The sequence below is a fragment of the Nocardia yunnanensis genome (assembly GCF_003626895.1).
Classification (GTDB): domain Bacteria; phylum Actinomycetota; class Actinomycetes; order Mycobacteriales; family Mycobacteriaceae; genus Nocardia; species Nocardia yunnanensis.
The window spans coordinates 2,722,893-2,746,903 of the sequence record NZ_CP032568.1 but is presented as its reverse complement, the minus strand read 5'-3'; the positions used below and the strand labels follow the sequence as shown (position 1 = coordinate 2,746,903).

The 24,011-nt window shown below is 68.6% G+C and carries 17 protein-coding genes and 1 pseudogene; 5 read left to right on the top strand and 13 right to left on the bottom strand.

Annotated elements, in window-relative coordinates:
• Positions 1–60: 60 nt before the first annotated feature.
• Complete coding sequence (locus tag D7D52_RS12670; RefSeq protein WP_187703141.1) at positions 61–1,035, bottom strand: NAD(P)H-dependent flavin oxidoreductase; 975 nt, start codon at positions 1,033–1,035, stop codon at positions 61–63.
• 282 nt (positions 1,036–1,317) lie between these two features.
• Here D7D52_RS12670 and fadD5 point away from each other — a divergent pair, with 282 nt between their 5' ends.
• Positions 1,318–2,883: a fatty-acid--CoA ligase FadD5 gene (fadD5, locus tag D7D52_RS12665; protein WP_120736495.1), complete on the top strand. Its 1,566-nt coding sequence runs from the start codon at positions 1,318–1,320 to the stop codon at positions 2,881–2,883.
• Here fadD5 and D7D52_RS12660 read toward each other — a convergent pair.
• Positions 2,880–5,279 (bottom strand): lysylphosphatidylglycerol synthase transmembrane domain-containing protein, encoded by a 2,400-nt coding sequence (locus D7D52_RS12660; protein WP_120736494.1) that lies wholly within the window; start codon positions 5,277–5,279, stop codon positions 2,880–2,882. The two genes, fadD5 and D7D52_RS12660, sit on opposite strands and share 4 nt — an antisense overlap.
• A 272-nt stretch (positions 5,280–5,551) precedes the next feature.
• Between D7D52_RS12660 and D7D52_RS12655 the strand changes: the two genes are divergently transcribed.
• The gene (locus tag D7D52_RS12655; protein ID WP_246023843.1) at positions 5,552–6,211 is read left to right on the top strand and encodes a GDSL-type esterase/lipase family protein; all 660 of its coding nucleotides are present in this window, start codon (positions 5,552–5,554) and stop codon (positions 6,209–6,211) included.
• Here D7D52_RS12655 and D7D52_RS12650 read toward each other — a convergent pair.
• A complete protein-coding gene (locus tag D7D52_RS12650) occupies positions 6,157–7,635 on the bottom strand; it encodes a threonine/serine exporter family protein (protein ID WP_120736493.1) in 1,479 nt (492 codons plus the stop codon). The genes D7D52_RS12655 and D7D52_RS12650 overlap by 55 nt on opposite strands.
• A gap of 260 nt (positions 7,636–7,895) precedes the next feature.
• On the opposite strand from D7D52_RS12650, the gene D7D52_RS12645 reads away from it, so the two are divergent.
• A complete protein-coding gene (locus D7D52_RS12645) occupies positions 7,896–8,816 on the top strand; it encodes a LysR family transcriptional regulator (protein ID WP_120736492.1) in 921 nt (306 codons plus the stop codon).
• A 4-nt stretch (positions 8,817–8,820) separates the two neighbouring features.
• Here the strand turns inward: D7D52_RS12645 and D7D52_RS12640 are convergent, their stop codons facing one another.
• The 3 genes from D7D52_RS12640 to D7D52_RS12630 form a co-directional block, all read right to left on the bottom strand.
• Positions 8,821–10,389, bottom strand: a complete 1,569-nt coding sequence (locus tag D7D52_RS12640) for a phytoene desaturase family protein (RefSeq protein ID WP_120736491.1) — start codon at positions 10,387–10,389, stop codon at positions 8,821–8,823.
• A 36-nt stretch (positions 10,390–10,425) separates the two neighbouring features.
• A complete protein-coding gene (locus D7D52_RS12635; RefSeq protein ID WP_120736490.1) occupies positions 10,426–11,961 on the bottom strand; it encodes an FAD-binding protein in 1,536 nt (511 codons plus the stop codon).
• Positions 11,962–12,061: 100 nt separating this feature from the next.
• A complete protein-coding gene (locus D7D52_RS12630; protein WP_342775263.1) occupies positions 12,062–12,976 on the bottom strand; it encodes an NADP-dependent oxidoreductase in 915 nt (304 codons plus the stop codon).
• Between the two features lie 66 nt (positions 12,977–13,042).
• Between D7D52_RS12630 and D7D52_RS12625 the strand changes: the two genes are divergently transcribed.
• Positions 13,043–13,465 (top strand): winged helix-turn-helix transcriptional regulator, encoded by a 423-nt coding sequence (locus tag D7D52_RS12625; protein ID WP_120736489.1) that lies wholly within the window; start codon positions 13,043–13,045, stop codon positions 13,463–13,465.
• Positions 13,466–13,476: 11 nt separating this feature from the next.
• On the opposite strand, the gene D7D52_RS12620 is transcribed toward D7D52_RS12625, so the two are convergent.
• From D7D52_RS12620 to D7D52_RS12595, 5 genes are all read right to left on the bottom strand, one after another.
• Entirely contained in the window at positions 13,477–14,115 is a 639-nt protein-coding gene (locus D7D52_RS12620) for a class I SAM-dependent methyltransferase (RefSeq protein WP_120736488.1), read from the bottom strand.
• Positions 14,112–16,046, bottom strand: coding sequence for a DUF6301 family protein (locus D7D52_RS12615; protein ID WP_120736487.1), 1,935 nt, complete (start codon positions 16,044–16,046; stop codon positions 14,112–14,114). Before D7D52_RS12615 ends, D7D52_RS12620 begins: the two co-directional genes overlap by 4 nt.
• Before the next feature lie 124 nt (positions 16,047–16,170).
• Positions 16,171–18,054, bottom strand: coding sequence for a CocE/NonD family hydrolase (locus tag D7D52_RS12610; RefSeq protein ID WP_425464672.1), 1,884 nt, complete (start codon positions 18,052–18,054; stop codon positions 16,171–16,173).
• 331 nt (positions 18,055–18,385) lie between these two features.
• Entirely contained in the window at positions 18,386–19,276 is an 891-nt protein-coding gene (locus tag D7D52_RS12600; protein WP_120736485.1) for a manganese catalase family protein, read from the bottom strand.
• Between the two features lie 92 nt (positions 19,277–19,368).
• Positions 19,369–20,358 carry an iron-containing redox enzyme family protein gene (locus D7D52_RS12595; protein ID WP_187703140.1) on the bottom strand — a complete coding sequence of 330 codons (990 nt, stop codon included), beginning with the start codon at positions 20,356–20,358 and terminating at the stop codon, positions 19,369–19,371.
• A 215-nt stretch (positions 20,359–20,573) separates the two neighbouring features.
• On the opposite strand from D7D52_RS12595, the gene D7D52_RS12590 reads away from it, so the two are divergent.
• A complete protein-coding gene (locus tag D7D52_RS12590; RefSeq protein ID WP_120736483.1) occupies positions 20,574–20,837 on the top strand; it encodes a cold-shock protein in 264 nt (87 codons plus the stop codon).
• A gap of 202 nt (positions 20,838–21,039) precedes the next feature.
• Here the strand turns inward: D7D52_RS12590 and D7D52_RS12585 are convergent, their stop codons facing one another.
• Together D7D52_RS12585 and D7D52_RS12580 are read right to left on the bottom strand one after the other, a co-directional pair.
• The gene (locus D7D52_RS12585; RefSeq protein WP_120736482.1) at positions 21,040–21,534 is read right to left on the bottom strand and encodes a CinA family protein; all 495 of its coding nucleotides are present in this window, start codon (positions 21,532–21,534) and stop codon (positions 21,040–21,042) included.
• Between the two features lie 149 nt (positions 21,535–21,683).
• Positions 21,684–24,000: pseudogene (locus D7D52_RS12580) on the bottom strand (molybdopterin oxidoreductase family protein).
• Positions 24,001–24,011 lie beyond the last annotated feature (11 nt).

The following is a 24,011-nucleotide window of genomic DNA, read 5'->3' as shown; positions in this document are numbered from 1 at the left end:
TGGCGAGAAACCAAGGGCTCGGTGTCGTAATTGTCTGGGACATACCGGATTTCGCCGGATTTATCCGGTCATGGCCGCGAGTCGCTGCTGAATCAGCGCCTCGGCCTCCGTCACCATGCGCGACACCAGTTCACCGCAGGTCGGGATGTCGTCGATGAGCCCCTGGACCTGACCGGCAGACCAGATGCCCGCGTCCAGATCGCCGTCCTCGAACACGCGGCGACCGCGCGCACCGGCGACCAGATCCTTCACGTCCTCGAACTTGCCGCCGGCCTTCTCGATTTCGACGACCTTGCGGCTGATCTCGTTGTCCGCCACGCGCGCGGTGTTGTGCATGGTGCGGAAGATGAGCTGGGTGGCACGCTCGGAATTCGCGACGATCTGCTCCTTGACCGTCTGATGAATCGCCGACTCCTGGGTGCACATGAACCGGGTGCCCATGTTCACGCCGTCCGCGCCCAGCGCCAGCGCCGCCACCAGGCCGCGCGCGTCGGCGATGCCGCCGGAGGCGATGACCGGGATGTCGAGGGCCCGGGTGGCGGCCGGAATCAGGATCAGGCCCGGCACATCGTCCTCGCCCGGGTGGCCGGCGCATTCGAAGCCGTCGATGGACACGCCGTCCACGCCGATCTTCTGCGCCTTGAGGGCGTGCCGCACGCTGGTGCACTTGTGCAGCACCTTGATCCCGGCTTCCTTGTAGTACGGCAGGAAGGGCTCCGGATTGGACCCGGCGGTCTCCACGATCTTCACGCCGGACTCGATGATGGCCTGCGCGTACTCCTGGTACGGCGGCGGGTTGATCGACGGCAGGATGGTGACGTTCACGCCGAAGGGCTTGTCGGTCAGCTCGCGCGCGCGGTCGATCTCGCGGCGCAGGTCGTCGGGGGTGGGCTGGGTCAGCGCGGTGATGATGCCCAGGCCGCCGGCCTCGGAGACCGCGGCGGCGAGCTCGGCCCGGCCGACCCACATCATGCCGCCCTGGACGATGGGGTGCTCGACCCCGAAGGTCTCGGTGAACCTGGTCTTCAATGCCATGGCGGTGTCCTCTCCCTGCCTCTCGCGACTGCCCTGATACTCGCATAGTTGCATATGGGCCGACAACCCTGATGTGAGTCGGAGTTTGCTGTCTCGGTGGTCCGTTTGCGCTGCACCTGTGGATAAATGCGTCCGGGGACCCACGGCGTCCGCGTCGAGTTTCAGCCGCTGAACTGCTGATTGATTCGATGAGAACTTCTCGGTGAAACCTTCTCTGTAACCCTTGTCACGTCAGAAAGTTAGCGGGTATTCTCGCGATCGATCAGCGTGAAAGGACACCGAATGACCTTCCAGCCGCTAGACGAGCCGATTCGGTCGCGTCGCAACCACTGGGTGAACCAGATCGCGACCCACGCGGCCATGCGGCCCGGCCACGTCGCCTTCCGATTCAAGGGCGTGGACACCACCTGGAAGCAGCTGCACGAGCGGTCGGAACGTTTCGCCGACGCGCTGTCCCGTCGAGGGGTCGGGTTCGGCGATCGGGTGCTCATCCTCGCGCTGAACTACACCGAGTACATCGAGGCCGTCATGGGCATCAATGCCCTGGGCGCGATCGCGGTGCCGGTGAATTTCCGGCTCACCCCGCCCGAAGTCGCCTACATCGTGGCCGACTCCGGCGCCAAGGCCATCGTCACCGATACGGTGCTGCAACCGCTGGCGGTCGGGGTGGCCGGCCAGGCCGCGGGTCTCGACACCGTCGTCGTGATCAACGGGAAGAGCGGCGAGGGCGTCCTCGGCTACGACGACGTCCTCGCCGAGCCCGGCGAACCCCATGCGCCCCTGGACATTCCGGAGGACACCCCCAGCCTGATCATGTACACCTCGGGCACCACCGGCACCCCCAAGGGCGCGGTGCTGACCCACGCGAACATGAATTCCCAAGCGCTGACCTGTATCCGGGCGCTGAACGTCACCTCCGACTCCATCGGCTTCTGCACCTCGCCGCTGTTCCACATCGCCGGGTTGGGCAGCCTGACCCCCGCGTTCCTGCTCGGCAGCGAGACCGTGCTGCATCCGCTGGGCGCGTTCGACGCCACCGAATTCCTCGATGCCGTCGAGGCCGAGCAGGCCACCACCGCCTTCTGCGTGCCCGCCCAGTGGCAGCTGATCTGCGAGGAGCCGACGGTCAAACAGCGCAAGCTGGCCCTGAAGGGCTTGTCATGGGGCGCGGCGCCGGCCTCGGACAGCGTGCTGCGCGCCATGGCCGACTGCTTCCCGGACGCCTTCAATGTCGCGGTGTTCGGCCAGACCGAGATGTCGCCCATCACCTGCGTGCTCGACGGCCAGGACGCGCTGCGCAAGCTCGGCTCGGTGGGCAAGGTCATCCCGACCATTCAGGCCCGGGTCGTCGACGACGAGATGCACGATGTCGCCCCGGGCGAGATCGGCGAGATCGTCTATCGGGGACCGACTCTCATGCAGGGCTACTGGAACAAGCCCGAGGCCACCGCGGAGGCCTTCCACGGCGGCTGGTTCCACTCCGGCGATCTGGTGCGCCAGGACGACGAGGGCTTCGTCTACGTGGTGGACCGCAAGAAGGACATGATCATCTCCGGCGGTGAGAACATCTACTGCGCCGAGGTCGAGAACGTGCTCTTCGCCCACCCCAAGATTCACGAGGCCGCGGTGGTGGGACGCAAGCACGAGAAGTGGGGCGAGGTGCCGGTCGCGGTGGTGGCGCTGATGCCCGGCGTCGACGAGCTCACCCTCGAGGATCTCGAGCCGTTCCTCAACGAGTCGCTGGCGCGCTACAAGCACCCCAAGCATCTGGTGATCGTGCCCGAACTGCCCCGCAATGCCAGCGGCAAGGTCGTGAAGGTCGAACTGCGCGACCGGTATTCGGCCTAGATCATGTCCTTGCGGGTCAGCCACCGCATGATCGGCCACCCGCAGAACACCGGCAGCCAGCAGGTCAGCACGCGGTAGAGCAGCACGGCGGGGACCGCGATCTCCGCCGACACGCCGAACGCCGCGAGTCCACCGATGAGCGCGGCTTCCACCGCGCCGACACCGCCGGGTGTCGGCGCGGCCGAGGCCAGCGTGCCGCCCACCATGGTGACGATGGTGACCGTCACGAAAGTCGTACTGCCGCCGAAGGCTTCGATGCTGGCCCACAGCGCCAGCGCCATGCCCAGCGTGGTGGTGGCGCAGCCGCCGATGATCATGGCCAGCCGGCCGGGCTTGCGGCCGAGATCCTTGAGCTGACCCACCACCTCGGCCAGCTGCGGACGCACCTCGTGCAGCAGCCATTTGCGGATCTTGGGGATGAACATGGTCGCGCCCAGCAGCCCGAGCAGCGCGCCCGCCACCAGATACAGCACGGTGGCGCTGGGCACGAAATGCGACAGGTTGGTCGAAACTCCCGCCGCCGCACCGAAGATCAGCAGCAACAGCACGTGCGTGACCACCTGCACGGTCTGCTGCAGCGCGACCGCCGCGGTGGCGCGCACCGCGCCCAGCCCGCCCTTCTGCAGGAACCGCACGCTCAGCGCGAGACCGCCCACACCCGCCGGGGTCGTGGTGGCGGCGAAGGTATTGGCGACCTGCATGAGCAGCAGGTTGCGGAACTTCACCCCTTCGGACGCGCAGGCCCACAGCGCCATCGCCGCGCCCACGTAGGTCAGCGCCGAGACCGCCAATCCCAGTGCGGCCCAACCCCAATGCAGCTTGTTCAGCTCGGTGAAGAAGGTCGGCACCTGGCTGATGTAGGGGTAGGCCACGTACACCAGGCCGATCAGCAGCACCAGCTGGATGATCTGGTTGCGTGAGAACCGGGTGATCTGCGCGGCCCCGATCTTGTCCTGCCCGGTCTGCTCGGCCACTTCCGCGCGCAGCTTCTTCATGAGATCGCCGGCGTCGGGCACCGCCTTGCGCAGATGCGCGGGCATCGCGGTGCGGGTCAGCCGCGCCGAGGCGTCCAGCACGGCCTGCTTGTCCAGCACCTCGAGCGCGGTGCGCACCACCGGTTCGGCGCCGAACAGCGCCGAGGAGGACAGCAGCAGCTGCGCCACGTCGGAGTCGAAACGCACCTTGTAGGCGCCGAATTCGGACTGCACGAAACCTTCGAACAGCACGGTGCCGTCGTCGAGCACCCGGATCTCGTCGGTGCGCAGATCGCCGTGCGAGATCTGGGCGGTGTGCATGCTGTGCAGCGCCTGCCACACCCGCGTCAGCGTCGCCTCGCCGTCGTCGGCCGACAGCGGCCGGCCCTGGGGGACGGTGTGCGCGTACATCATCCAGCTGCGATCCAGCGCCGCCACCGTGAGCGGCTTGTTGCTGGCCAGACCCAGATCCGCGATGGCGAAACCCATCAGGGCGCGATGCTCGACCGCGCGCCGCAGGGAGGCGAACGAGGCCGGGTATTCACCGCTGCGAATGGTCAGCCAGCGCTTGAGCTGTTGCAGCATGCCGCGGCTGCGCTGGTTGGCGCCGTACATCTCGATGATCAATTCCTCGGCGGCGACCCCGGATTCGGCCTCGATCGGCACCGTGCTCGCCGAGAGCACCAGCGGTCCGCGCGCGGCGGGATGCACCACCTTGAAGGCGGTCACCCGGAAACCGCGCCGCGACAGCACCCGCACCGCGGCGTCCAGCGGCACCTCGAGCGCGGGCGTGCCGACCACCAGCACGATCACCGCGCCCACCAGCCAGCCCACCACCAGGCCGAGCGCGGCGCGGGCGGGCACCACCAGCGAGACGAACAGGTGGATCGGCACGAAGGCCAGCAGCAGCGTCCACCACCAGCGCCGCCAGCGGGTGGGCAGCCACGGGCTGGCCACCGTGAGCACCGCCGCCAGCATGGCGATCCAGCGCGGATCGTCGAGGAACTGCGTCAGAAAGGTGTTGACCTGCTGCGGTTCCGACAGATGCCAGCGCGGCGCGGAGAACCCGGTGCCGGTGATCGAGAACAGGCCGAGCGCGATCAGACCGGCGGACAGGAAGCCCGCCAGCAGTTTCCACTGCCGGCGCAGAATCAAGCGCACCAGGATGGCGAAGGGCAGCGCGAGAATGGCGATGCCGTAGACGATGTAGACGAGGTTGGACTGCTCCGGGGTGAGGAAACCGACGATATTGGAGACCGAGCGCTCCAGCTGCTCCCATTGCGGCCGGGTGATCAGCGAGCCGGCGACGACGATGGCGACCGACAGTGCGGACAGCACAACGCGCAGAATGTCACTGGTCCGGCGGATCCGCGGCTGCAGCAGGCTGCCGGAGACGGGAATCTCCCGCCCGTCGACTCGCATGTCCTATTCGCGCTTTCGGATCGTGGGAACGGCTGCGGTCCCATGGTCGGCTGGTGTGAGTATGCGGCAGGCGGCGGTCACGCACCCCACCCAACACGCCGGTAACCGTAACAGTGTTTATTTGCCCTACGCTTCGCTCCGGGCGGGTTCGTGGCGCTGGAGTCTCGTTCTTCCCGCCCTCCGCTCCCCCGCTTCGCTCCTCCGCTCCGCTCAGTCCAGAACGAGACGCGCCACGAACCTTCGAGGTTTTTCCGGCTTGATGGGAGTCTTCGGTGGATGCCCAACCGCCGTGCGAGGATCGGATCGTGGTGCTCGATCTGCGTGTCTGCTTCATCGGTGAATCCTTCGTGGCGGGAGTTGGTGATCAGAAGTGCTTGGGCTGGGCCGGGCGGCTGGCGGCCAGAGCCATCGCGGCCGGGCAGCCGCTGACCTACTACAACCTCGGCATCCGGCGGGAGAACAGCACCGAGCTGCGGGCGCGCTGGGAGGCCGAGTGCGGGCCCCGGCTACCGGAGGGCGCGGACTGCCGGGTGGTGGTCTCCACCGGCGTGAACGACACCCAGTTCGAGGACGGCCGCCCCCGCGTCGACACCGAGGACTCGGTGCGCAACCTGGCCGCCGTCTTGCGGCGCGCCCGCGAAAGGGGCTGGCAGACAATGGTTGTCGCGCCGCCGCCGAATATCGACGACGCGCACAATGCCCGCATCGTCGCGCTGGAGAGCCGCTACGCCGAGCTGTGCGAGGACGCGAAGGTGCCGTATCTGCGCACCCATCGGCCGCTGCGCGAGAACTCGGTCTGGATGCGGGAGGTGGCCGCGGGCGACGGATACCATCCGGGCGCGCCCGGCTACGACGAGTTCGCGGCGCTGCTGGCCCCTCACTGGCTGCTCTGGCTCGCCGATCCGGGTTCGGAACTGCCTGTCGTGCGCTGAGTTTCGGCCTCGATCACCGCGGCCGCCGCCCGGCCGCCCGCCGCGTGCCGTCCGGTCTCGGGCCCCAGCCAGTCCTCGACGAGGTGCTCAAGACGCGGCCTGCGGGTCGAGGACACCAGACCGGAGCCGACCAGCACGCCCATGGCGATGGCGAGGACGGTGAGCACCGCGTTCACGATCACGTGCAGGCCATTGGGATCGTTCTTGGTGACCAGTTCGGAGACGCCGGTCAACCCCATGCCGCCGGGCACCAGCATCCAGAACGCCGGCAGGAACACCACCTGGGTCGGCGGGGCATCCTTGCTGCGCTGCACCAGGTAGGCGACCGGCACCGCGATCATGCCGCCCAGAAACGACCCGAGCAGTCCGCCGCCGTGCAACTGCTGACCCAGCTGCTGTCCGCAGAACGCCGCGTACAGCACGATCAGCAGCCACCCCAGCGACCGCTTCGGCGCGCTGGCCCGCCAGCTGTGTCCCAGCCCGATCAGCAGCACCCCGAGAACCGGCGCCCACCAACCCAATCCGCCGGCGGACGGCGGTTTCACCGGCGGCAGCGACCCGAGCAGCTGCAGGCCGATCAGGATGCCGAAGGCCAGCAGCAGCAGTTTGTTGAAGCCGTAGATGGTGCGGCTGGCCCCGGCCACCATGCTGCCGGTGGCCAGCTCGATGGAACCGTTGGTCAGGGCCGAGCCGGGCAGCATGCTCGACACCGACGGGATCAGCAGCTGCGACGGATTGCCGCCGCCGAGCGCATTGGGAAAACCGAAGGACAGCAACGTGACCACCGCGCCCGCGACCACCGGCAGGCCGGTCGACAGCAGCCGCCAGCGGTCGGCCGCCATCAACAGCAGCTGCACCACCAGGCCCAGCACGAGGTAGCCCAGCAGCGCGTTCGAGGTCGGGTTGAGCATCAGACCCAGACCCACGGTCAGCACCACATTGCCGAGCAGCAGCCGCCACACCGGGGTCGGTTGCGGCGAGGTGAGGATGCGCGCGAGCGCGGTGGTCGCCTGGGCGGGCGGCGGCACATGGGCTTTGATGTCGTCGATGAGCCGGTAGAGCGCGGCGATCTGATCCAGGCGCAGGGTGTCGGAGTTGGCCTCGAGCAGGTCGACGGCCGAGCCGCGCGAATCCTGTACGCGCACGAACACTCCCGTGGGCAGCACGAAGAAGTGCACCTCGTCGGCGTCGTAGCGGCGGGCCAGATCGTCGAGCATGTCCTGCACCCGGTTGGTGGTCTCACCGGAGCGAATGAGCGCCACGCCCAGATGCCGCAGCAGATCCAGCAGGTCCCGCGAGACCGGCGGCTCCTCGGGTTCGGGCGCCTCCTCGGGCGGCGCGGCGGTCTCGGCGTTCACGCGCCGCAGCCAGCGATCCACCGACCCCGCGGCCTTGCGAGTCGCCCCGTAGAGCCCGCGCGTCACCGTGACCCGGCCGCGTGGGGTGCGCCGGTGCTGGGGCAGATGCCTTTCGCTCGTGTCGACCCCTCCGTACTCGATTGCGGCACGCCCGGTTCGGGCGCGGCCCGCGTCTCCGGTCTACCGGTTGGGCAATCTTCTAGCAAATGAATCTAGCGTGAGATGGCCGACAGATCCGCCCGGAACCGCCGATAGCATCCCGGTCGAATCCCGCCTTCCAAGCCAGGGGGTATGCCTACCGGTTGCCCTGTTCCTAACCTGGTGGCATGGATATCGACACGCGACTGCTGCGTTACTTCCTGGCGGTCGCGGATGCGGAGAACCTGCCGCGGGCGGCGCAGCGACTACATGTCGCGCAGCCCGCGCTGGCCACGCAGATCAAACAGCTGGAACAGCAGCTGGGCGCGGAGCTGTTCATCCGCTCCCGCGCGGGCTGGACGCTGACCGCGGCCGGCAAGGTGCTGGCCGAACAGGTCCCGGCGCTGCTGGCGTCCTGGGATCGGATCCTGCGCGACACCAAGAGCGATGCCAGCCGCGCCTCCCGGGTGCTGCGGCTGGGCTGCGTGAACAGCGCTGCCGACAGCCACATTCCGGAGATCATCCGGGTATTCCACCGCCTGCACCCGGACTGGCAGGTCGACATCCACTCCGGCGGCTGGACCGACCCCACCGCCGGACTGGACGAGGGCGATGTGGACGTGGCCCTGCTGCGGCTGCCGTTCCCCGGTCAGGAGCAATACCACCTGCGCGAGCTGTTCGCCGAACCGCGCTGGATCGCGCTGCCGGAGGATCATCCGCTGGCCGGACGCGACGACATCGCCTTCCGGGAGCTGTGGGACGAACCGTATGTCGCCTCCCCCGCCGAAACCGGTTGGTGGCGCGACTATTGGATGGGTTTGGACGCGCGCCCCGCCGACACCGCCATCATCGGCGCCATCGCGCGCAGCACCGACGAATGGCTGCGCGCCATCGCCTCCGGCTTCGGGGTGAGCTTCACCCCCGCCTCCACCGCCCGCACCGAATATCCGGGCGTGGTGTTTCGTCCGGTGCACGGCATCGGCCCCACCCGCGTGGCGGTGGTGTGGCCGGACGCCTCCGAGTCGGATCCGGTGGTGCGCTACTTCATTCGCTGCTGCTTTGACATCATGGGCGGCCACCACAATGCCGACGGCCGCCGCACCTCCTGACCGCTCAGGCGTCCTCGAGGACGGCCATGGCGGCATTGTGGCCGCCGATGCCACTGACCCCGCCGCCGCGCACCGCGCCCGCGCCGCACAGCAGGATGGTGCGATGGCCGGTGGCCACGCCCCAGCGGGCGGCCGGGCTGTCGTCGTCGGTCGCCCGGTAGGGAAAGGCCAAGTCGGCGTGGAAGATATGGCCGCCGGGCAGGCCGATCTCGCGTTCCAGCTCGACCGGGGTGCGGGCCTCCACGCACGGGTTGCCCTCGCCGTCGAGGGCCAGGCAGTCCCGAATCGGCTCGGCCAGCACCGAATCCAATTGGGCCAGTGTGGCATCCACCAGCCGTTGTTTGGCGCCCCGCGGATCGGCGGCGAAAAGCCTTGCCGGAGTGTGAATTCCGAACAGCGTCAAGGTGTGGAAGCCGCGATCGATCAGCTCGGGAGCGAGGATCGAGGGGTCGGTCAGGGTGTGGCAGTAGATCTCCGAGGGCGGGGCCGAGGGCAGCAGGCCGGAATCGGCTTCCCGATAGGCCCGGTCGAGCTGGGTCGCGGATTCGGCGATGTGGAAGGTACCGGCGAACGCGGTACGCGGATCCACCTGCGGGTCACGCAGTGTCGGTAGTCGGCGCATCAGCATGTTGATCTTCAGCTGGGCGCCTTCGGGTTTGTCGGCCGACTCCCCCAGCAATTCCGCGAGCACATACGGAGCGGCGTTCACCAGCACGTGCCGGGCCGTCGCGGTCGCCTCCCCGTGCCGGCCGGCGAACTGGACTTCCGCTGTGCGACCGTCGGTTTCGATGCCGGTCACCAGGTGTCCGGTACGGATCTCGGCCCCGGCGGCGCGCGCCGCGGCGGCGAGCGCGTCGGTCAGCGCGCCCATGCCGCCGACCGGGACGTTCCAGTCACCGGTGCCGCCGCCGATCACGTGATAGAGGAAGCAGCGGTTCTGCCGCAGCGTGGGATCGTCGGCGTGGGCGAAGGTGCCGATCAACGCGTCGGTGAGCACCACGCCGCGCACGGTGTCGTCGGCGAAGCGGGCGCGCACCGATTCCCCCAGCGGCCGTTCGAAAATCGCCTCCCACGCCACGGAATCGCCGACAGCGGCCTGCAATTCGGCGCGAGTGGGCAATGGCTGCGTGAGCGTCGGGAAGACGCGCTGTGCCAGCCGCCCGGTCATGCCGTAGAAGTCCTGCCAGGCGGCGTACTCCCGATCCGAACCGGTGACCTGCGCGAAGCTCGCGCGGGTGGTCGCTTCCGAACCGTTGTCCACCAGCAGCCCGGAATCCCCGATCGGCGTGTAGGAGGAGATGCGGCGCTTGCGGACCTCGAAATGCAGATCGAGGTCGCGCACGATCCGTTCCGGCAGCAGGCTCACCAGATACGAGTAGCGCGACAGCCGGGCGTCGAAGCCGGGAAACACCCGCTCCGACACGGCCGCGCCGCCGGTGTGGTCCTGGCGTTCCAGCACCAGCACCGAGCGCCCCGCCCGAGCCAGGTAGGCGGCGGCCACCAACCCGTTGTGGCCGCCGCCCACCACGATCACGTCGTACCCGGTCCGGCCGGGGCTGCCCGCTCGCGTCATACCACCCATCGCATCACATCCCGGGCGGCGCGGCGGCTAGCGAGCTCTCATGTCGAGTGCCGCCAGGTGGCTGAACAGCACCGACGCGCCGATCGGATTGCCGCCGCCGGGGTAGACGGTGCCGCTCACCGCGGCCATGGTGTTGCCCGCGGCGTACAGGCCCGGGATCGGCTCGCCCGCGGTGTCGAGGACGCGGGCGGCGGTATCGGTGCGCAGGCCGCCCTTGGTGCCCAGATCGGAGATGCCGAACGCGGCGGCGTGGAAGGGGCCCTTCACGATCGGGGTCAGGGGCGGTTCGCCATTGCTGAAGGCCCGGTCGTAGGCTTCGTCGCCGCGGCCGAAGTCGGGATCCACACCGGCGGCGGCGAATTCGTTGAACCGGGCCACGGTCGCCGCCAAAGCCGCGGCGGGAACGCCGATTTCGACGGCCAGTTCCTCGAGGGTGTCGGCGGTTTTCCACAGCCCGGCCTCGAGGTATTTCTCCGCCTCGACTATCGGCACATTGCTGGCCTTGATCGGGGGCACCACGCCCTCGGTGTCGTCGTAGATCATCCAGAACGGCAGGGTGGCCGTGCCGGCGTCGAGATGTTCGATGATGTCGCGGCCGAGCCGGTCGTAGGGTGCGGACTCGTTGACGAAGCGCTCCCCCGCCTGATTGACGAAGATGCCGCCGGTGAACCACAGCGCGAACGCCGCTCGCCCGTCCGGATGCACCAGGCCCGGCGACCACCACGCCTGATCCATCAGATCGGTGTCCGCGCCGACCGCGATCCCGGCCTCGTGCGCCCTACCCTGATTTCCGCACGGCCCCATGGTGTCCCGCGCCGCGCCGGGCACGCCGTAACGCTGCCGCAGCTCGTCGTTGCCCTCGAAACCGCCCGCGGCCAGCAGTACGCCCTTGCGCGCCCGGATCGCCACCCGCTGCCCGTCGCGCTCCACGATCGCACCGGTCACCGCGCCGTCTTCGGTGACCAGTTCGACCAGCGGCGTGTTCAGGTGCAGCGCGACATTCGGAAACTTGCTCAGCCCCAGCAGGAATCGGCCGACCAGGGCGCGCCCGCCGATCAGATAGTCCGGCTGCGGATCCCCGTGGCGATCGGTGCCGAGCGGGCCGCGCACCGACTCGCTGAGCTCCCCCAGCTTCGCGGCCCGCAACGGCGCGGGCACGATGTGCCGCTTGCCGTCGAGGCGCGCCTTGGGCGCCTTCCCGAAATAGTCGGGCCACGGGAACATCTGGAACTTGAACGCCTCGTCCCGCTCCAGGTATTCGATGACCTGCGCGCCCGAGCGCACATAGGTCTCCTGCAGACCGGCCGGGGTGCGGTCGCCGACGACGGCTCGGAAATAGGTGAGCGCGTCCTCGACCGTATCGTCCACCCCCTCCCGTCGCAGCACCGGATTGCACGGAAACCACACTCCGCCGCCGCCCGAATACGAGGTGGTGCCGCCGAACTTGTCGGTGGCCTCGACCACCGCCACGCTCAATCCCTCCCGAGCCGCCGTATAGGCCCCCGCCAGCCCGCCACCCGATCCCGCCACCAGGACATCGACTTCTTCGTTCCAGTCCGTCACCGTTCACTCCCTCGTCCACGCCGTCTCCCGCGACGGTAAGCCCGCTCGTCCGTCCGCGCACCACCTGTCCCGATGGGCGGATCGGTTCCGGCGCGGCGCGTCAGGTCCAGGGGGTCAGGACGATCTTGCCGCGCACGCGGCCGGATTCGCTCAGCTTGTGGGCTTCGGCGATATCGGCCAGGGACATGACCCGGTCGATCTCGCCGCGCAGCCGGCCCGCCGCGACCAGTGCCGCGACCTCGCTCAGATCCGCACCCGACGGGGTGAAGTAATGGCGGTGATAGCGCGGATCGTCCAGCGGCTCCTCGCCCTGAGCGTCGACGACACGACCGTGCGGGGCGAGCACGCCCAGGGACCGCTCCGAGTAGTCGTCGCCGACCAGGTCGAAGGCCAGATCGATATCGCCGACGGCCATGGTGAAATCGGTTGTCGTGTAATCGATCAGCTCGTCGGCGCCCAGTCCGCGGAGGAAATCGTGATTGGCCGTCCGCGCCGTGCCGATCACGTACGCGCCGCGCTCCTTGGCGATCTGCACGGCCAGGTGGCCGACGCCGCCGGCCGCCGCATGGACCAGAACCCGTTGACCCGCTTGTACTTCGGTGAGCGCCTGCCAGGCGGTGAGGGCGGCCGTCGGCAGGGCGGCGGCGTGCACGTGATCGAGAACGGCGGGTTTGTGCGCGAGGAAATCGCGCGGGGTGACGACATATTCGGCGTACGCCCCGTTGCGGCTCACGACATTGCCGAAGACCTCGTCGCCCGGCGCGAATTCGCTGACACCCGAACCGATTCCGGTGACGACACCGGAGACGTCGAACCCGAGCGTGAACGGTGGCGGACCCAATTTCGTGACCACGCCGGAGCGCAGCTTCCAATCCGCGGCATTGAGAGAGGTGGCGGCCACCCGCACCAGGACCTCGCCCGGGCCGGGGCGGGGGATGTCGACTTCCTCCGTCTCGAGCACCTCCGGGCCGCCGAGGATGCGTTGCGTGATCGCTTTCATGCTGTCGGTCTTCACGACAACGATCCTGCGCTCGGTAGTATCCGAGGGGAAGAAGGCACTGTTTCGATCCCGAGGTACCTCATGGATACCGTCTCCGACTGGGAGCCATCCGGAAATCTGGTGGAAAGCTACCTCCAGCGCTGCCCCGCCCGCGATGTGCTCGCGGTGCTCGCGGACAAGTGGGTGCTGCTGGTGCTGGGCACCTTGCGCAAGGCGGGCGGCCCGGTCCGCTTCAACGAATTGCGGCGGCGGTTGGACGGCATCACGCAGAAGGTGCTCACCCGCACCCTGCGGGATCTGGAACGCGATGGGCTGGTGCGGCGGACGGTGTATCCGACGGTGCCGCCCCGGGTGGAGTACACGCTGACCGAGCTCGGGGCCGACCTCGGCCACATCACCCACGCCATGGGGCAGTGGGCATTGCGGCACGCGGACGAAATCGCCGCCGCGCGAACCGAATTCGACGATCGGGCGGCGCGCGCACCCGAGCCGGTCAGCTCCTGACCGTCCGTCGCTCAGACGCGGACGGCCAGCACCGTGGCCTGCGGGGTGCGCTCGTCGGGGCGGGCTTCGCGGGAGAACTTGGCGGTGGCGCGGAAACCGTGCTCGGACAGCGTTTCCGCGAAGGTGTCGAGGGCCCAGCGGTAGGACGGGGCGACCTTGTGGGCGTATGCCGTGACGCCGGTGGGCTCGTCGGCGGCCTGGAAGCCGAACAGGGCGTGGCCGCCCGGCCGCAGCACCCGGGCGAACTCGGTCAGCACCGCGGGTACGCGGGCCGGCGGGATGTGAATGATGGAGTACCAGGCCACGATTCCGGCCAGCGCCGCCTCCTCGAACGGCAGCTGCTCCATCGGCCCGACCTCGAAGGGAATGTGCGGGTACATCTCCCGGGCCAGGCGGATCATCTCCGGGGACAGGTCGAGACCGGTCATCTCCAGCCCGGCCGCCGCCAGATGGGCCGCCACCCGGCCGGGGCCGCAGCCGATATCGGCCACCAGGCCGGTTCCGTTGTCGCGCAGGGTTTCCGCGAACGCGTCGATCATCAACCGGTCGAACGGGTTCTCCTGCAGTTGCCGGTGCACGAACGCCGTGTACAGTTCGGCCATCTCGTCGTAGCCGGTCCGGGTGATGACCATGTCCTCGGTTTCGATCATGCTTCGACCATAGGCGCCGAGCCGCCGCCGATCGCTCCGGTGGACGGTGAGCGCACCGGCTGATCCAAACCGTTCAACAACACCCGCAACCGGGCCTGCGGCGGCATCAGGGTGCGCAGCGGCAGCACCGCCAGCCGGGCCAGGCGACGCAGATCACGCGGCAGCGTCGGCAGTCGAACATCGATGCGCCACAGCGGATATCGATGATCGGGATGCTGCCAGCCGTCGCGCAGCATGAATTTCAGCACCCGGGGCGACAGGGCGCGCGCGGTGGCGCTGGCCAGCTCCAGGCGCAGCAGCTCGTGATCGCGATCGATGCGGGCGCGATGCGGTTCGCCGGCGTCGACGGTGAGCTGGCCGGTCTCGGTGAGATCGGCCACCAATCCGGCCAATTCCTCGTGGAACTGCGCCCATTCGCGGTCGCGGGCCCGATGCGCGGCGCGCTGCTGCTCGATGATGAGCCGCCGATCGCGGTCGCCGGGCGGCGTCAGGTACAGCTCCACGGTGTCCACCTCGGTGATCACGCCGAGGGTGAGTTTCGCGTCCGGCCAGGCCGGCCCGTGCGCCTGCCCCAGCACCCCGTGGCGTGGCATGCCGAATTCGGCGCGGAAACCGTCCAGGGCCCGGGCGTGGGCGGCGGTGCGCTGTTCGCGGACCTCGGCGGGCAGGCCCTCGTCGTAGAGGAAGGATTCGATGCTGTCGCTGAGGGTGACGCACACGGCTTCGAGGCGGTCGCCGTCGAAACAGAAGCGGGCGCGGGGATCGTCCACCCGCAATCCGGTGTCGGCCCATACCACGCGCTCGCCGGAATCGTTGTCGTGCACCGCTTTCCAGCCGGACGCCGCGACGAAACCGGGGAGATCGGCGCGGGTCCAGGTCCAGTCGAAGGCCCGGGCGGCGCGGGCGATCTCGATTCCGGCGGGCACGTCCACCCGCAGCGGTCCGGCATCGAAGTCGTAGGCGGCGTGGTTGCGCAGGAATTCGGCGCGCTGGGTGCGGGAGGTGGGGTGCACCGGCACGCCCAGCGACGTCAGGTCGAGGTCGGCGCCGCCCTCGACCCAGGCATCGGCGACCAGTTCGGTGGTCGCGGTCGCGCCGATGGTGCGCCACGCGTCCACGATGCGCAGGGCCAGACCGCTCATGGCGACACTGCCCGCGCGCCGGGACATGGCTCGCGTCCAATTGTTCTCGCGCGGCGGGGTCCAGCCCTGGTCGATCAGCGCCTGCTCGATCTCCGGGGTGTAGCGCCAGCTCGGATCGATGAACTCGCTGCGGGCCAGCTCACCGGTCAACTGCTCCGCGCCCGCCTCGAACTGGATGAACCGCCCGCCCGGCGCGGTGAGCACCAGCCGCCCGTCCACCGGCAGCGTCTCGAGGAAATCGGCCAGGCTCTCCGCGAAACGGCCCCAGCCGCCCGCGGCGGTGCGGCGGCGCGCGGTCTCGTGCCGGCGATCCATCCAATAGCGTTGCGCCATCGGATTGACCAGCAGCAGGTCCACGGTGTCGAGACCGATGGTCAAGCCCGCGAACACATTCGCGAAGTGCCAGGCCACCCCGTCGGCCGGACCCGCGGCGGCGGCCTCGGGTTCACCCCAGTGCTCGGTGAACGCGGCGGTGGCGCGGGCCAGTGCGGTCTCGAGGAGTTCGCGGCTGCCGAAATCGGCGGGTGCGGGGCTGTCGGAAATGGTGACGCGCACGTAGTCCAGGCCGCGTTCGCTGCCCCAGAACATGGCCGAATCCCACCACACCGACAGCCCGGTCCGCGAGAACACCGGGCCGTCGCGCAACGTTCCCACCGGTTGCGGGCTGGTCCAGCCGACCAGTCGGGAGAATTCGGTGATATTTCCGGAGCCCCACCGCCAGCCGAACCCGGCCGCCGCCCTGACGATCTCGATCGCCCCGGCGGTATCGACACGCACCTCGAAACCCACCCCGCGACACTAGCCCCGGTCGCGGTGCGGCCGCGCCGATTACTCTGTAGGTGGCCGGTGCTTCCCGAATGGGGCGGACAATCCTCGGGAAGCCCGGCCACGGACATGGTCCGGGACGAATGTTTCAGTGTTGCAGCGGGAATCGTGAACTCCCCGCATCGCCCGCCGGAATGATCGGCAACACCAGCGCCGAGGGATGCTCCGCGTCGTGATAGATCGTCTGCGTCGCCACCTGGGTGTTCGGGTTCGCGCCGAACGGGTCGCCGGTATTCGGATTGGGTGCGAACTGCGGGAAATCGCTGCTGGAGACCTCGACGCGAATCTTCGCGCCCGCCTTGACCAGATAGCTGGTCGGCCAGATGTCGATGGTGAACCGGTAGGGCTGACCGGGCACGATCGGCGTCGGGTGCTCGAGCGAATCCCGGTATGCGGCGCGGATGATGCCGTTGTTCAGATTCACCGTGGAACCATCCGGGGCCACCGCCACCAGCTTCGCCGTGAAATCGGTGTCGGGCGCGGTCGAGGCGGCCCACAGCGTCAGGCGGATCGGACCGGTGAGTTCGGTGTCGGCGGTCATCGGCGCGGTGGTGTAGGTCAGCACGTCCGAGCGCTGCTCCACCACGAACTGATCCACCGGGCCCTGCGGTCCCGTCGACGCGCCGCAGCAGGAATGCCCGCCCGCGCTCGGCACCGGGTTCAGGGGGTCGTAGTCGTAGCGGTCGGGCTGTTGCGGATCCTTCGGCGCGTCGGTGGTGAGCTGCCCGATCCGGCCCTGAATACCGTTGCCGCCGTTGCCCGACAGGTAATAGGTGGTCCACCGGGTGTTCGGCAGCGGCCACGCCGACGCCGACTTCCACTTGTTCGCACCCATCAGGAAGTAGTCGACCACCGGCTTACCGGAGACCTGGTTGTCCTTGCCCTTCAGGAAATGGTCGTACCAGGCCAGCATGAGATCGTTGATCGGGCTGTCGCCCGCCGCGCCGGCGGCGGCCAGCAGCGGCGTCTCGACATTGCTGCCCGGCCGGCCCCAGCCGACGTGATCCCACGGACCCAGCACCAGGCGCTGATTCGCCTTGGCCGCGGGTGAACCGCCGTTCGCGACCATACCGGCGAAATTCTCCACCCCGCCCGCGAGGAACGCGTCGTACCAGCCTTCGAAATCCAGCACGGGGACCTGCACGTTCGCGTACCGGTCGCGGATGCTCCACTGCTTCCAGTAGTCGTCGCGGGTGGGATGGTCGATCCAGTCGAAGAACCAGGGCGCGATCGTCGGATCACCCGGGTGCATCGGCGGAAACTGCTGGTAGGGGCGGAAACCCAGCCAGCGCGAATAGTTCGCCCCGTCCGCCGCCAACTGCTTGGCGGTCCCGGTGTCACCGCGATTCTGGGCCGCGCTCGCCCCGATGGTCTCCATCGCCCACGGCTCCACGAACGCCAGCCGGAACGCGCCGCCCTCGTAATTCCAGCCGTCATAGTAATCCGAGGCGGTATTGGCCGGGACGATGGTGGTCAGATGCGGCGGCCCGCCCACGGCCGCGAGCCATTGCGTCGCACCCACATACGACGACCCGTACATCCCGACCTTGCCGTCCGAGCCCGGCAGCCCCGCCGCCCACTCCACCGAGTCGTACCCGTCGTTCATGTCATTGGTGAACTCGCTGAACGTGCCCGCCGACTGCCCCTGCCCCCGAATGTCCTGCACCACCACCAGATAACAGTGCGAGGCGAACCAATCCGGCGTCTGATACCGGAACGGCTGAACCTGCGCCGCCGCCTTGCCATACTGGGTGCGCATCAAGATCACCGGCACCGAATCCGCCGACTTCGGTTTGTACACATCGGCTTTCAACACCGTCCCATCCCGCATGGTCGCAGGCACGTTCTCCTGCTTGTCCACCGCACAGGACCCCCGCCCATCCCCCGGCGGCCAACTCGCCGCCCCCGACGGCTCGGAACCGCCCCCACCCCCGCACCCCGCGGCGACCAGAGCGACCGCGGCCGCCACCACCCCGACCCGGACCATGCGACCGCTCCCACTACGGCTCATTGATCGACGGTAACCCCGCCCCACCCGCCGACAACCGCTAACCTCGATTTTTCGCCGGGCCGGCGGCCCGGCGTGATCGGGTTCGGATTGGTCTTCGACCGCTGATCAGCAGCCGGTGGGCAACACAGGATAGCCCGGTCAGCGGGTAGCTGCCGGGTTCCACTGGCCCAGCTCAAGAGCTGGAAAGTGCTACGGAAGCTACGTTGCTGCCCGCACAAGGCCGGACAGCTCGCCAAAGCGATTCACGCCCTCCAAATCCGCGAACTCGAAGCCGATCGAGGATGAAAAAGGCTCACTGCTGCGTATGTTGTTCGTGGGTGAACGGTTTGGTGCCCTGCACCGCCGGGGATCCCATCGGATTGGTTTCCAGGCCCCGATTGCGCCGCTGATCACCGGACAGCCATTGCCCGACGGGATCGTCGACATAACGCCACTGCATGCCCTCGGGCCACGGCCCCTGCCCCTCGTTCCAGGGTCCGCGCACCGCGTCCGCGCCATCGGACATGTTGAACGCGACATTCTGGAACCGGTCGTCACCGGGCAGCGCACCGGGCAGGAAATTGACGGGAAGTTCGTTGAGCGCCGCGGTGAACTGCTGGAAATGCGCCACCTCGCGACTCATCAAGAACGACAGCGTGTCTTGGATACCCGGGTCGTCGGTGAACTGCTTGAGGTACTCGTAGACAATCTTCGCCCGAGATTCGGCGGCAAGATTGCTGCGCAGATCCACCGACGGCTCGCCGTTGGCGTTGACGTACGCACTCGACCAGGGCACGCCCGCGGAATTGCCGACATCGGGTCCGCCGCCGCGCAACGCGAAGAACAGCGGATCCACCGCGACCTGGTGGATGGCGTCGTTGCGGCCGCCCGTGGCTGACACCATCGGCATCCAATCGCAGCGTTCGGTGGCCACTTTCAGATCTTCGTTGAGGCCGTCGAGGAGCATGGTGATCATGGATCCGACGATCTCGAGGTGGCTGAATTCCTCGGTCGCGATATCCATGAAGAGGTCGTACATCTTCGGGTGTTTGCGGCGCAGCACGAACGCCTGGCTGAAATATTGCATCGCGGCCTTCAATTCGCCGTTGGCGCCGCCGAATTGCTCTTGGAGCAGGGTCGCGAATCTGGGGTCGGGCTGCTGCACCCGGACCTCGAATTGCAAATCCTTGTTGTGCATGAACATCTTTCACCTCACGCTTGGCGGAGGGGACGTTGCACGCCTACCCAGTGCGGTCGGTCACAAACATCCGTCGATGCCCATGAATTCGAGCCGGATCAATGCAGCGAGGTACGGTCGGCCCGCCAGCAGTCGAGTACATGATCGGCGAATCGGTCCTCGAGCAGGCCGGTGGCGCGAATACCGAAGGCGATCGAATCACGCAGCGCCGGTTCGGTTTCCAGTAGGCCGCCGATCACACCGTGGCGCATCAGCTGTTCGTGCACGGCGTCGGCCTCCACGTGCTCACGGTAGAAGTGGACGCACGCCGGATCGGCGTCCAGGCGTTCGAGGGCCTCCACCATATTGCGCGAGGCCGGGGAGGAAGTGATCTCCACGGACGCGAAATGGCCGACCCCGGCGCCGCGCAGGTCACGATGCAGGCCGAACAGGGTCATCATGTTGACCAGGGCGAGCATGGGGGTGGCGACCACGTCGAAGTAGGACAGGAATTCCGCGTCCAGGTCCGCGCCGCGCAGCAGATCCGCGTAGAGCCGCTGATGGATTCGATCACCGTGGCCGCCGCCGAATTCGTCGAACTCCACCGCGACGAGCGCGGCCTTGGCCTCGCCGCGAATTCGGGGGATCAGCCACGCGTAGGGGTCGGCCTCCTGGTGGTGCAGGATCGAGCGGTGCACGAAGTATTCGCGCATCTGCCACAGCTTGCCCTCGCTGCGCAGGTATCCCGAGACGCCGGAATCGCGGTCGGGGGTCAGCAGCAGTTCGTCGAGTTCGGCGTCGAGGTCCAGGTCCTGGCCGGCGTCGGCGCGCAGTGCGTCGAGGAAGGTCCGCTCCAGATCGGCGCGCAGGCCCAGCAGCGCGGGATCCCATTCCCAGGCCGGGTCGACGCCCTCGAGGTTCTCGTAGTGCAGGGCGTAGCAGGTGTGCAGGGCGACGTGAAGGTCGCGGCCGTAGGGGTCGTCCGGTGTCGGCAGGACCGGCACCGGGGAACCCGCGGGCTTCCCCAAGGTGGCGACGATGGCGGCCGACAGCTCACCGCACGGGGCGGGCAGCGTCCGGCTGTGACCGAGCTTCCGATCGACCTGCATGGGCATGGGGCTCCTTCCGGCTCTGACACCTTCCGGCTACCCCGTGCGTCCCCCTTCAACCCGTCCGCGTGGCCGCGGCAGCGGAGGTCACACTCGCGGCGCGGACGCGGCGATTTCACATCAGTCCGTCCAGGTATCAACTTCCCCTTGGGTTTCGGGCGTGGCGGGCCGGGTAGGTCGGCAGTGGCAGGACAAGACTCTCGAGGAGGTCCGGTATGTCGGTCCCGGCGGCGCTTACTCTCCCCACCCCGGTCGCGGAGCCCTCGGGCCGACGGCTGCGGGGCACCGTGCTGTGGTTCGACGCCGCGAAGGGCTTCGGCTTCATCTCCATCGACGACCAGCCACAGCGGCGGCTGTTCGTCGAGTACTCCGCGATCGACGTGCCCGGCTACCGCACCCTGAGTGGTCAGCAGCCGGTGACCTTCACCATCGAGCGCAACGCACGCGAAACCCGCGCCGCAGCGGTCCGTCCCGCCTGAGCGGGCTGGTCCTCGCGCGTCATGCGGTGGGGTTCCGCGCGTCATGCGGTGGAGCGGTTCCAGTTCCTCCGCTACCGGAGGTGGGCCGGTTCCCGCTCGTCATGCAATGGACCAGTTCCCCCACTTCCTGCGGTGGGCCGGTTCCCGCGTCATGCAATGGACCAGTTCCCCCGCTTCCTGCGGTGGGCCGGTTCCCCACGCTTCATTCGGCGGGCTCGGGCGCTTTCGCCTGCTCGGATTCGAAGACGTCGAGCAGCATCCGCAGCGCCACCTCGACCGCGCCCGCGAGGACTTCCTCAGGCGGACAGTCGAATTGCTCGTGGCGGGCCTGGCGCACCTCGCCCGCGTCCACCGCCAGCCACACCGAGCCCGCGGGCTCGCCGTCCTGCGCGCCGGGGCCGCCCACCCCGGTCACCGCGACCGTGACATCCGCGTCCAGCAGCGACCGGACTCCGGCGGCCATGGCCCGCGCGGCGGTCTCGGAGACGACGGGCACCTCGGGGACGCCGAGAACCCGGTGTTTGACCTGCGTGCTGTAGGCCACCACGCCGCCGCGTAACCAGGTGGAGGAATCCGGTCCCGCCCCGAGCGCGGACGACAACTTCCCGCAGGTCAACGATTCGGCCACCGCCACCGTGCGCTCCGAGCGCTGGGCCGCGTCCGCCAAAGCCTCCACGAGTTCCTCGATCTCCGCCATCACCTCGTCCTCTCGCCACACCTTCGGGCCGGCCGATTCACCGACCCCGCAACCGGTTTCCCGGGCACAGATAGCTGGTGCATACCCCGCCGTGGTGAGATCAACCCGAGCGCGAACCCTTCCAGCAAACTCCGAGCTGCCGGCAGATCTCACTCCGGTATGCGACTCAGTCGCGCCGCACCGGATTTGAACAGCGGCTGCTTGGATGCCGGATCCCAGTCGGTGCGGGTGAGCTCGTTGGCCGCGCGCTCGTGCGCGTCCCCCGAGGTGTCCCAATAGCCGTAGTGGAAGGGCACGAACACCACGCCGGGGCGGATATCCGAGAGCCGGGCGGCGGCGACCAGGCTGCCGCGCGGCGTGCTCACCCGCACCCGATCGCCGTCGGCGATGCCGTGGGCCGCCGCGTCCGTTTCGGCGATCTCGACCCAGACCTCGGGCGCGGCCTGCTGCAGCTCGGGGGTACGGCCGGTCTTGGTGCGGGTGTGGAAGTGATAGAGCGTGCGGCCGGTCAGGAGCGCGAAAGGATAATCGGCGGAAGGGGATTCGGGCGGATCCAGATACGGCGCTGGTTTCAGCATCGCCCGCCCGTGCGGATTGCACGCCCGATACTCCGCCTCGTCGGACGGTTCACCGGTCACCAGGTCCTTACCGAAGCTCTCGCAGGCGTCCGGGGCGGCGAAGAAGACGCCGTCGGCGTACAACCGCTCGGTCCCGCCCGGATGCGCTGTGTTGCACGGCCATTGGATTCCTTGGTCGCGCAGCTTGGCGTAGTTCAAACCGCTGTAGTCGCACGGCCGTCCCGCGCTGCACCGCTGCCAGGCGCGGAACGCCGACTCCGGGTCGTCCCAGGACGGCAGCGGCGCACCGGTACGGTCGCGCAGGTCCATCTGCCGGGCGAAGTCGAGGAAGATCGCCAGATCGGATCTGGCCGCGCCAGGCGGCGACACCGCCTGCTCGGACAGGTGCACCGTGCGATCGGCATTGGTGAACGTGCCGGTTTTCTCACCCCACGCGGCGGCCGGCAGCACCACGTCGGCCAGTTCGGTTGTCTCCGTGGGGAAGATGTCCTGCACCACCAGAAACAGGCGCTCGTCGGCGAGAATTCGCCGGATGCGCGCCAATTCCGGCAGCGACACCGCGGGATTGGTGGCCGACACCCACAGCATGCGCAGCTCGCCGGATTCGGCCAGCTCCATCATCTTCATGGCGTGGGTCGGGGGTTTGCCGTGATCGAGCTTGTCCGCCTCCACATTCCACACGCGCGCCAGCTGCTCGAGGTGAGAGCGGTTGGCCCAGTTGCGGAATCCGGGCAGGTCGCCGTCCGCGCCGCATTCGCGGGTGTTCTGCGCGGTTGGCTGGCCGTTCATCTGCAACACCCCGCGGCCGGGACGGCCCAGCATACCGCGCAAGAGATGAATGTTGTTGACCTGCACCGCCGCCGCGGTGGCCTGATGCGCCTGATAGAAGCCTTGTAGCACCGTGGACACCAGATGTTCGGCGGTGCCGAGCAGGCGCGCGGCGTGCCGCAAGGCGTCCTCGTCGACCCCGCACACCACCGCGGCCCGCGCCGGGGGCCAGTCCGCGACATTCTTGGCGAGCTCGTCGAAGCCGATGGTGCGGGTGTCGAGGTAGTGGTGGTCGATCCAATCCTGTTCGATCAGTTCGTGAATGAGGGCGTTCATCAACGCCACATTGGTCCCGGGCAGCGGCGCCAGATGGATGGTCGCGGCACGGGCCACGGGGGTGGGCCGCGGGTCGACGCAGAGCAAGGCGGGCGGGTGCGGTCCGGCGAGCCGGTCGAGGATTCGTGACCACAGCACGCTCTGCGTTTCGGCGACATTGTGGCCGTAGAGCGCGATGACGTCCGCGTGATCGATATCGGTGTAGGAGCCGGGCTGTCCGTCGCAGCCGAAGGACTGTTTGAGGCTCTCCGCGGCGGTCGCGGTGCACAGCCGGGTGTTGCCGTCGACGTGATTGGTGCCGATGCCCGCGCGCGATCGTGGCCAGGGTGTAGTACTCCTCCAGGAACAGCTGACCGCTGGTGTAGAAGCCGATGGCTTCGGGGCCCGGACCGTCCAGCAATTCCCTGGTGCGCGCCACGATTCGGTCCATGGCGGTGTCCCAGTCCGCGGCCACCAGCCGTCCGCCCTCCCGCACCAGCGGTGTGGTCAGCCGGTCCGAGGACGCGTTGGCCTGCCACCCGAACAGGTCCTTCGGGTCCAGCCGGCCCCGGTTGACGCGATCGTGGGCGCGACCCCGCACCCCGACGATCCGGTCGCCGCGCACCGCGATATCGAAGGCGTCGCCATTGGAATGCAGCACCGACGCCGAGGGCACCCAGCGCTCCACATCGTCGAGGCCGATTCCGTCGGCCAGATGCAGATCGACGCGCGCCGGCCAGCCCGCGCCCCGCGCGTACGGTGTCCGCTCACCCCACGGATCCAGGATGCGCCGCGGCCGAGTCATGCCGGCCCCGA

Excerpts from the sequence above, each read along its gene's own strand:
- D7D52_RS12670 (WP_187703141.1), bottom strand. The coding sequence starts at position 1,035 with ATGGCATTGAAGACCAGGTTCACCGAGACCTTCGGGGTCGAGCACCCC.
- fadD5 (WP_120736495.1), top strand. The coding sequence starts at position 1,318 with ATGACCTTCCAGCCGCTAGACGAGCCGATTCGGTCGCGTCGCAACCAC.
- D7D52_RS12660 (WP_120736494.1), bottom strand. The coding sequence starts at position 5,279 with ATGCGAGTCGACGGGCGGGAGATTCCCGTCTCCGGCAGCCTGCTGCAG.
- D7D52_RS12645 (WP_120736492.1), top strand. The coding sequence starts at position 7,896 with ATGGATATCGACACGCGACTGCTGCGTTACTTCCTGGCGGTCGCGGAT.
- D7D52_RS12640 (WP_120736491.1), bottom strand. The coding sequence starts at position 10,389 with ATGACGCGAGCGGGCAGCCCCGGCCGGACCGGGTACGACGTGATCGTG.
- D7D52_RS12625 (WP_120736489.1), top strand. The coding sequence starts at position 13,043 with ATGGATACCGTCTCCGACTGGGAGCCATCCGGAAATCTGGTGGAAAGC.
- D7D52_RS12620 (WP_120736488.1), bottom strand. The coding sequence starts at position 14,115 with ATGATCGAAACCGAGGACATGGTCATCACCCGGACCGGCTACGACGAG.
- D7D52_RS12600 (WP_120736485.1), bottom strand. The coding sequence starts at position 19,276 with ATGTTCATGCACAACAAGGATTTGCAATTCGAGGTCCGGGTGCAGCAG.
- D7D52_RS12595 (WP_187703140.1), bottom strand. The coding sequence starts at position 20,358 with ATGCAGGTCGATCGGAAGCTCGGTCACAGCCGGACGCTGCCCGCCCCG.
- D7D52_RS12590 (WP_120736483.1), top strand. The coding sequence starts at position 20,574 with ATGTCGGTCCCGGCGGCGCTTACTCTCCCCACCCCGGTCGCGGAGCCC.
- D7D52_RS12585 (WP_120736482.1), bottom strand. The coding sequence starts at position 21,534 with ATGGCGGAGATCGAGGAACTCGTGGAGGCTTTGGCGGACGCGGCCCAG.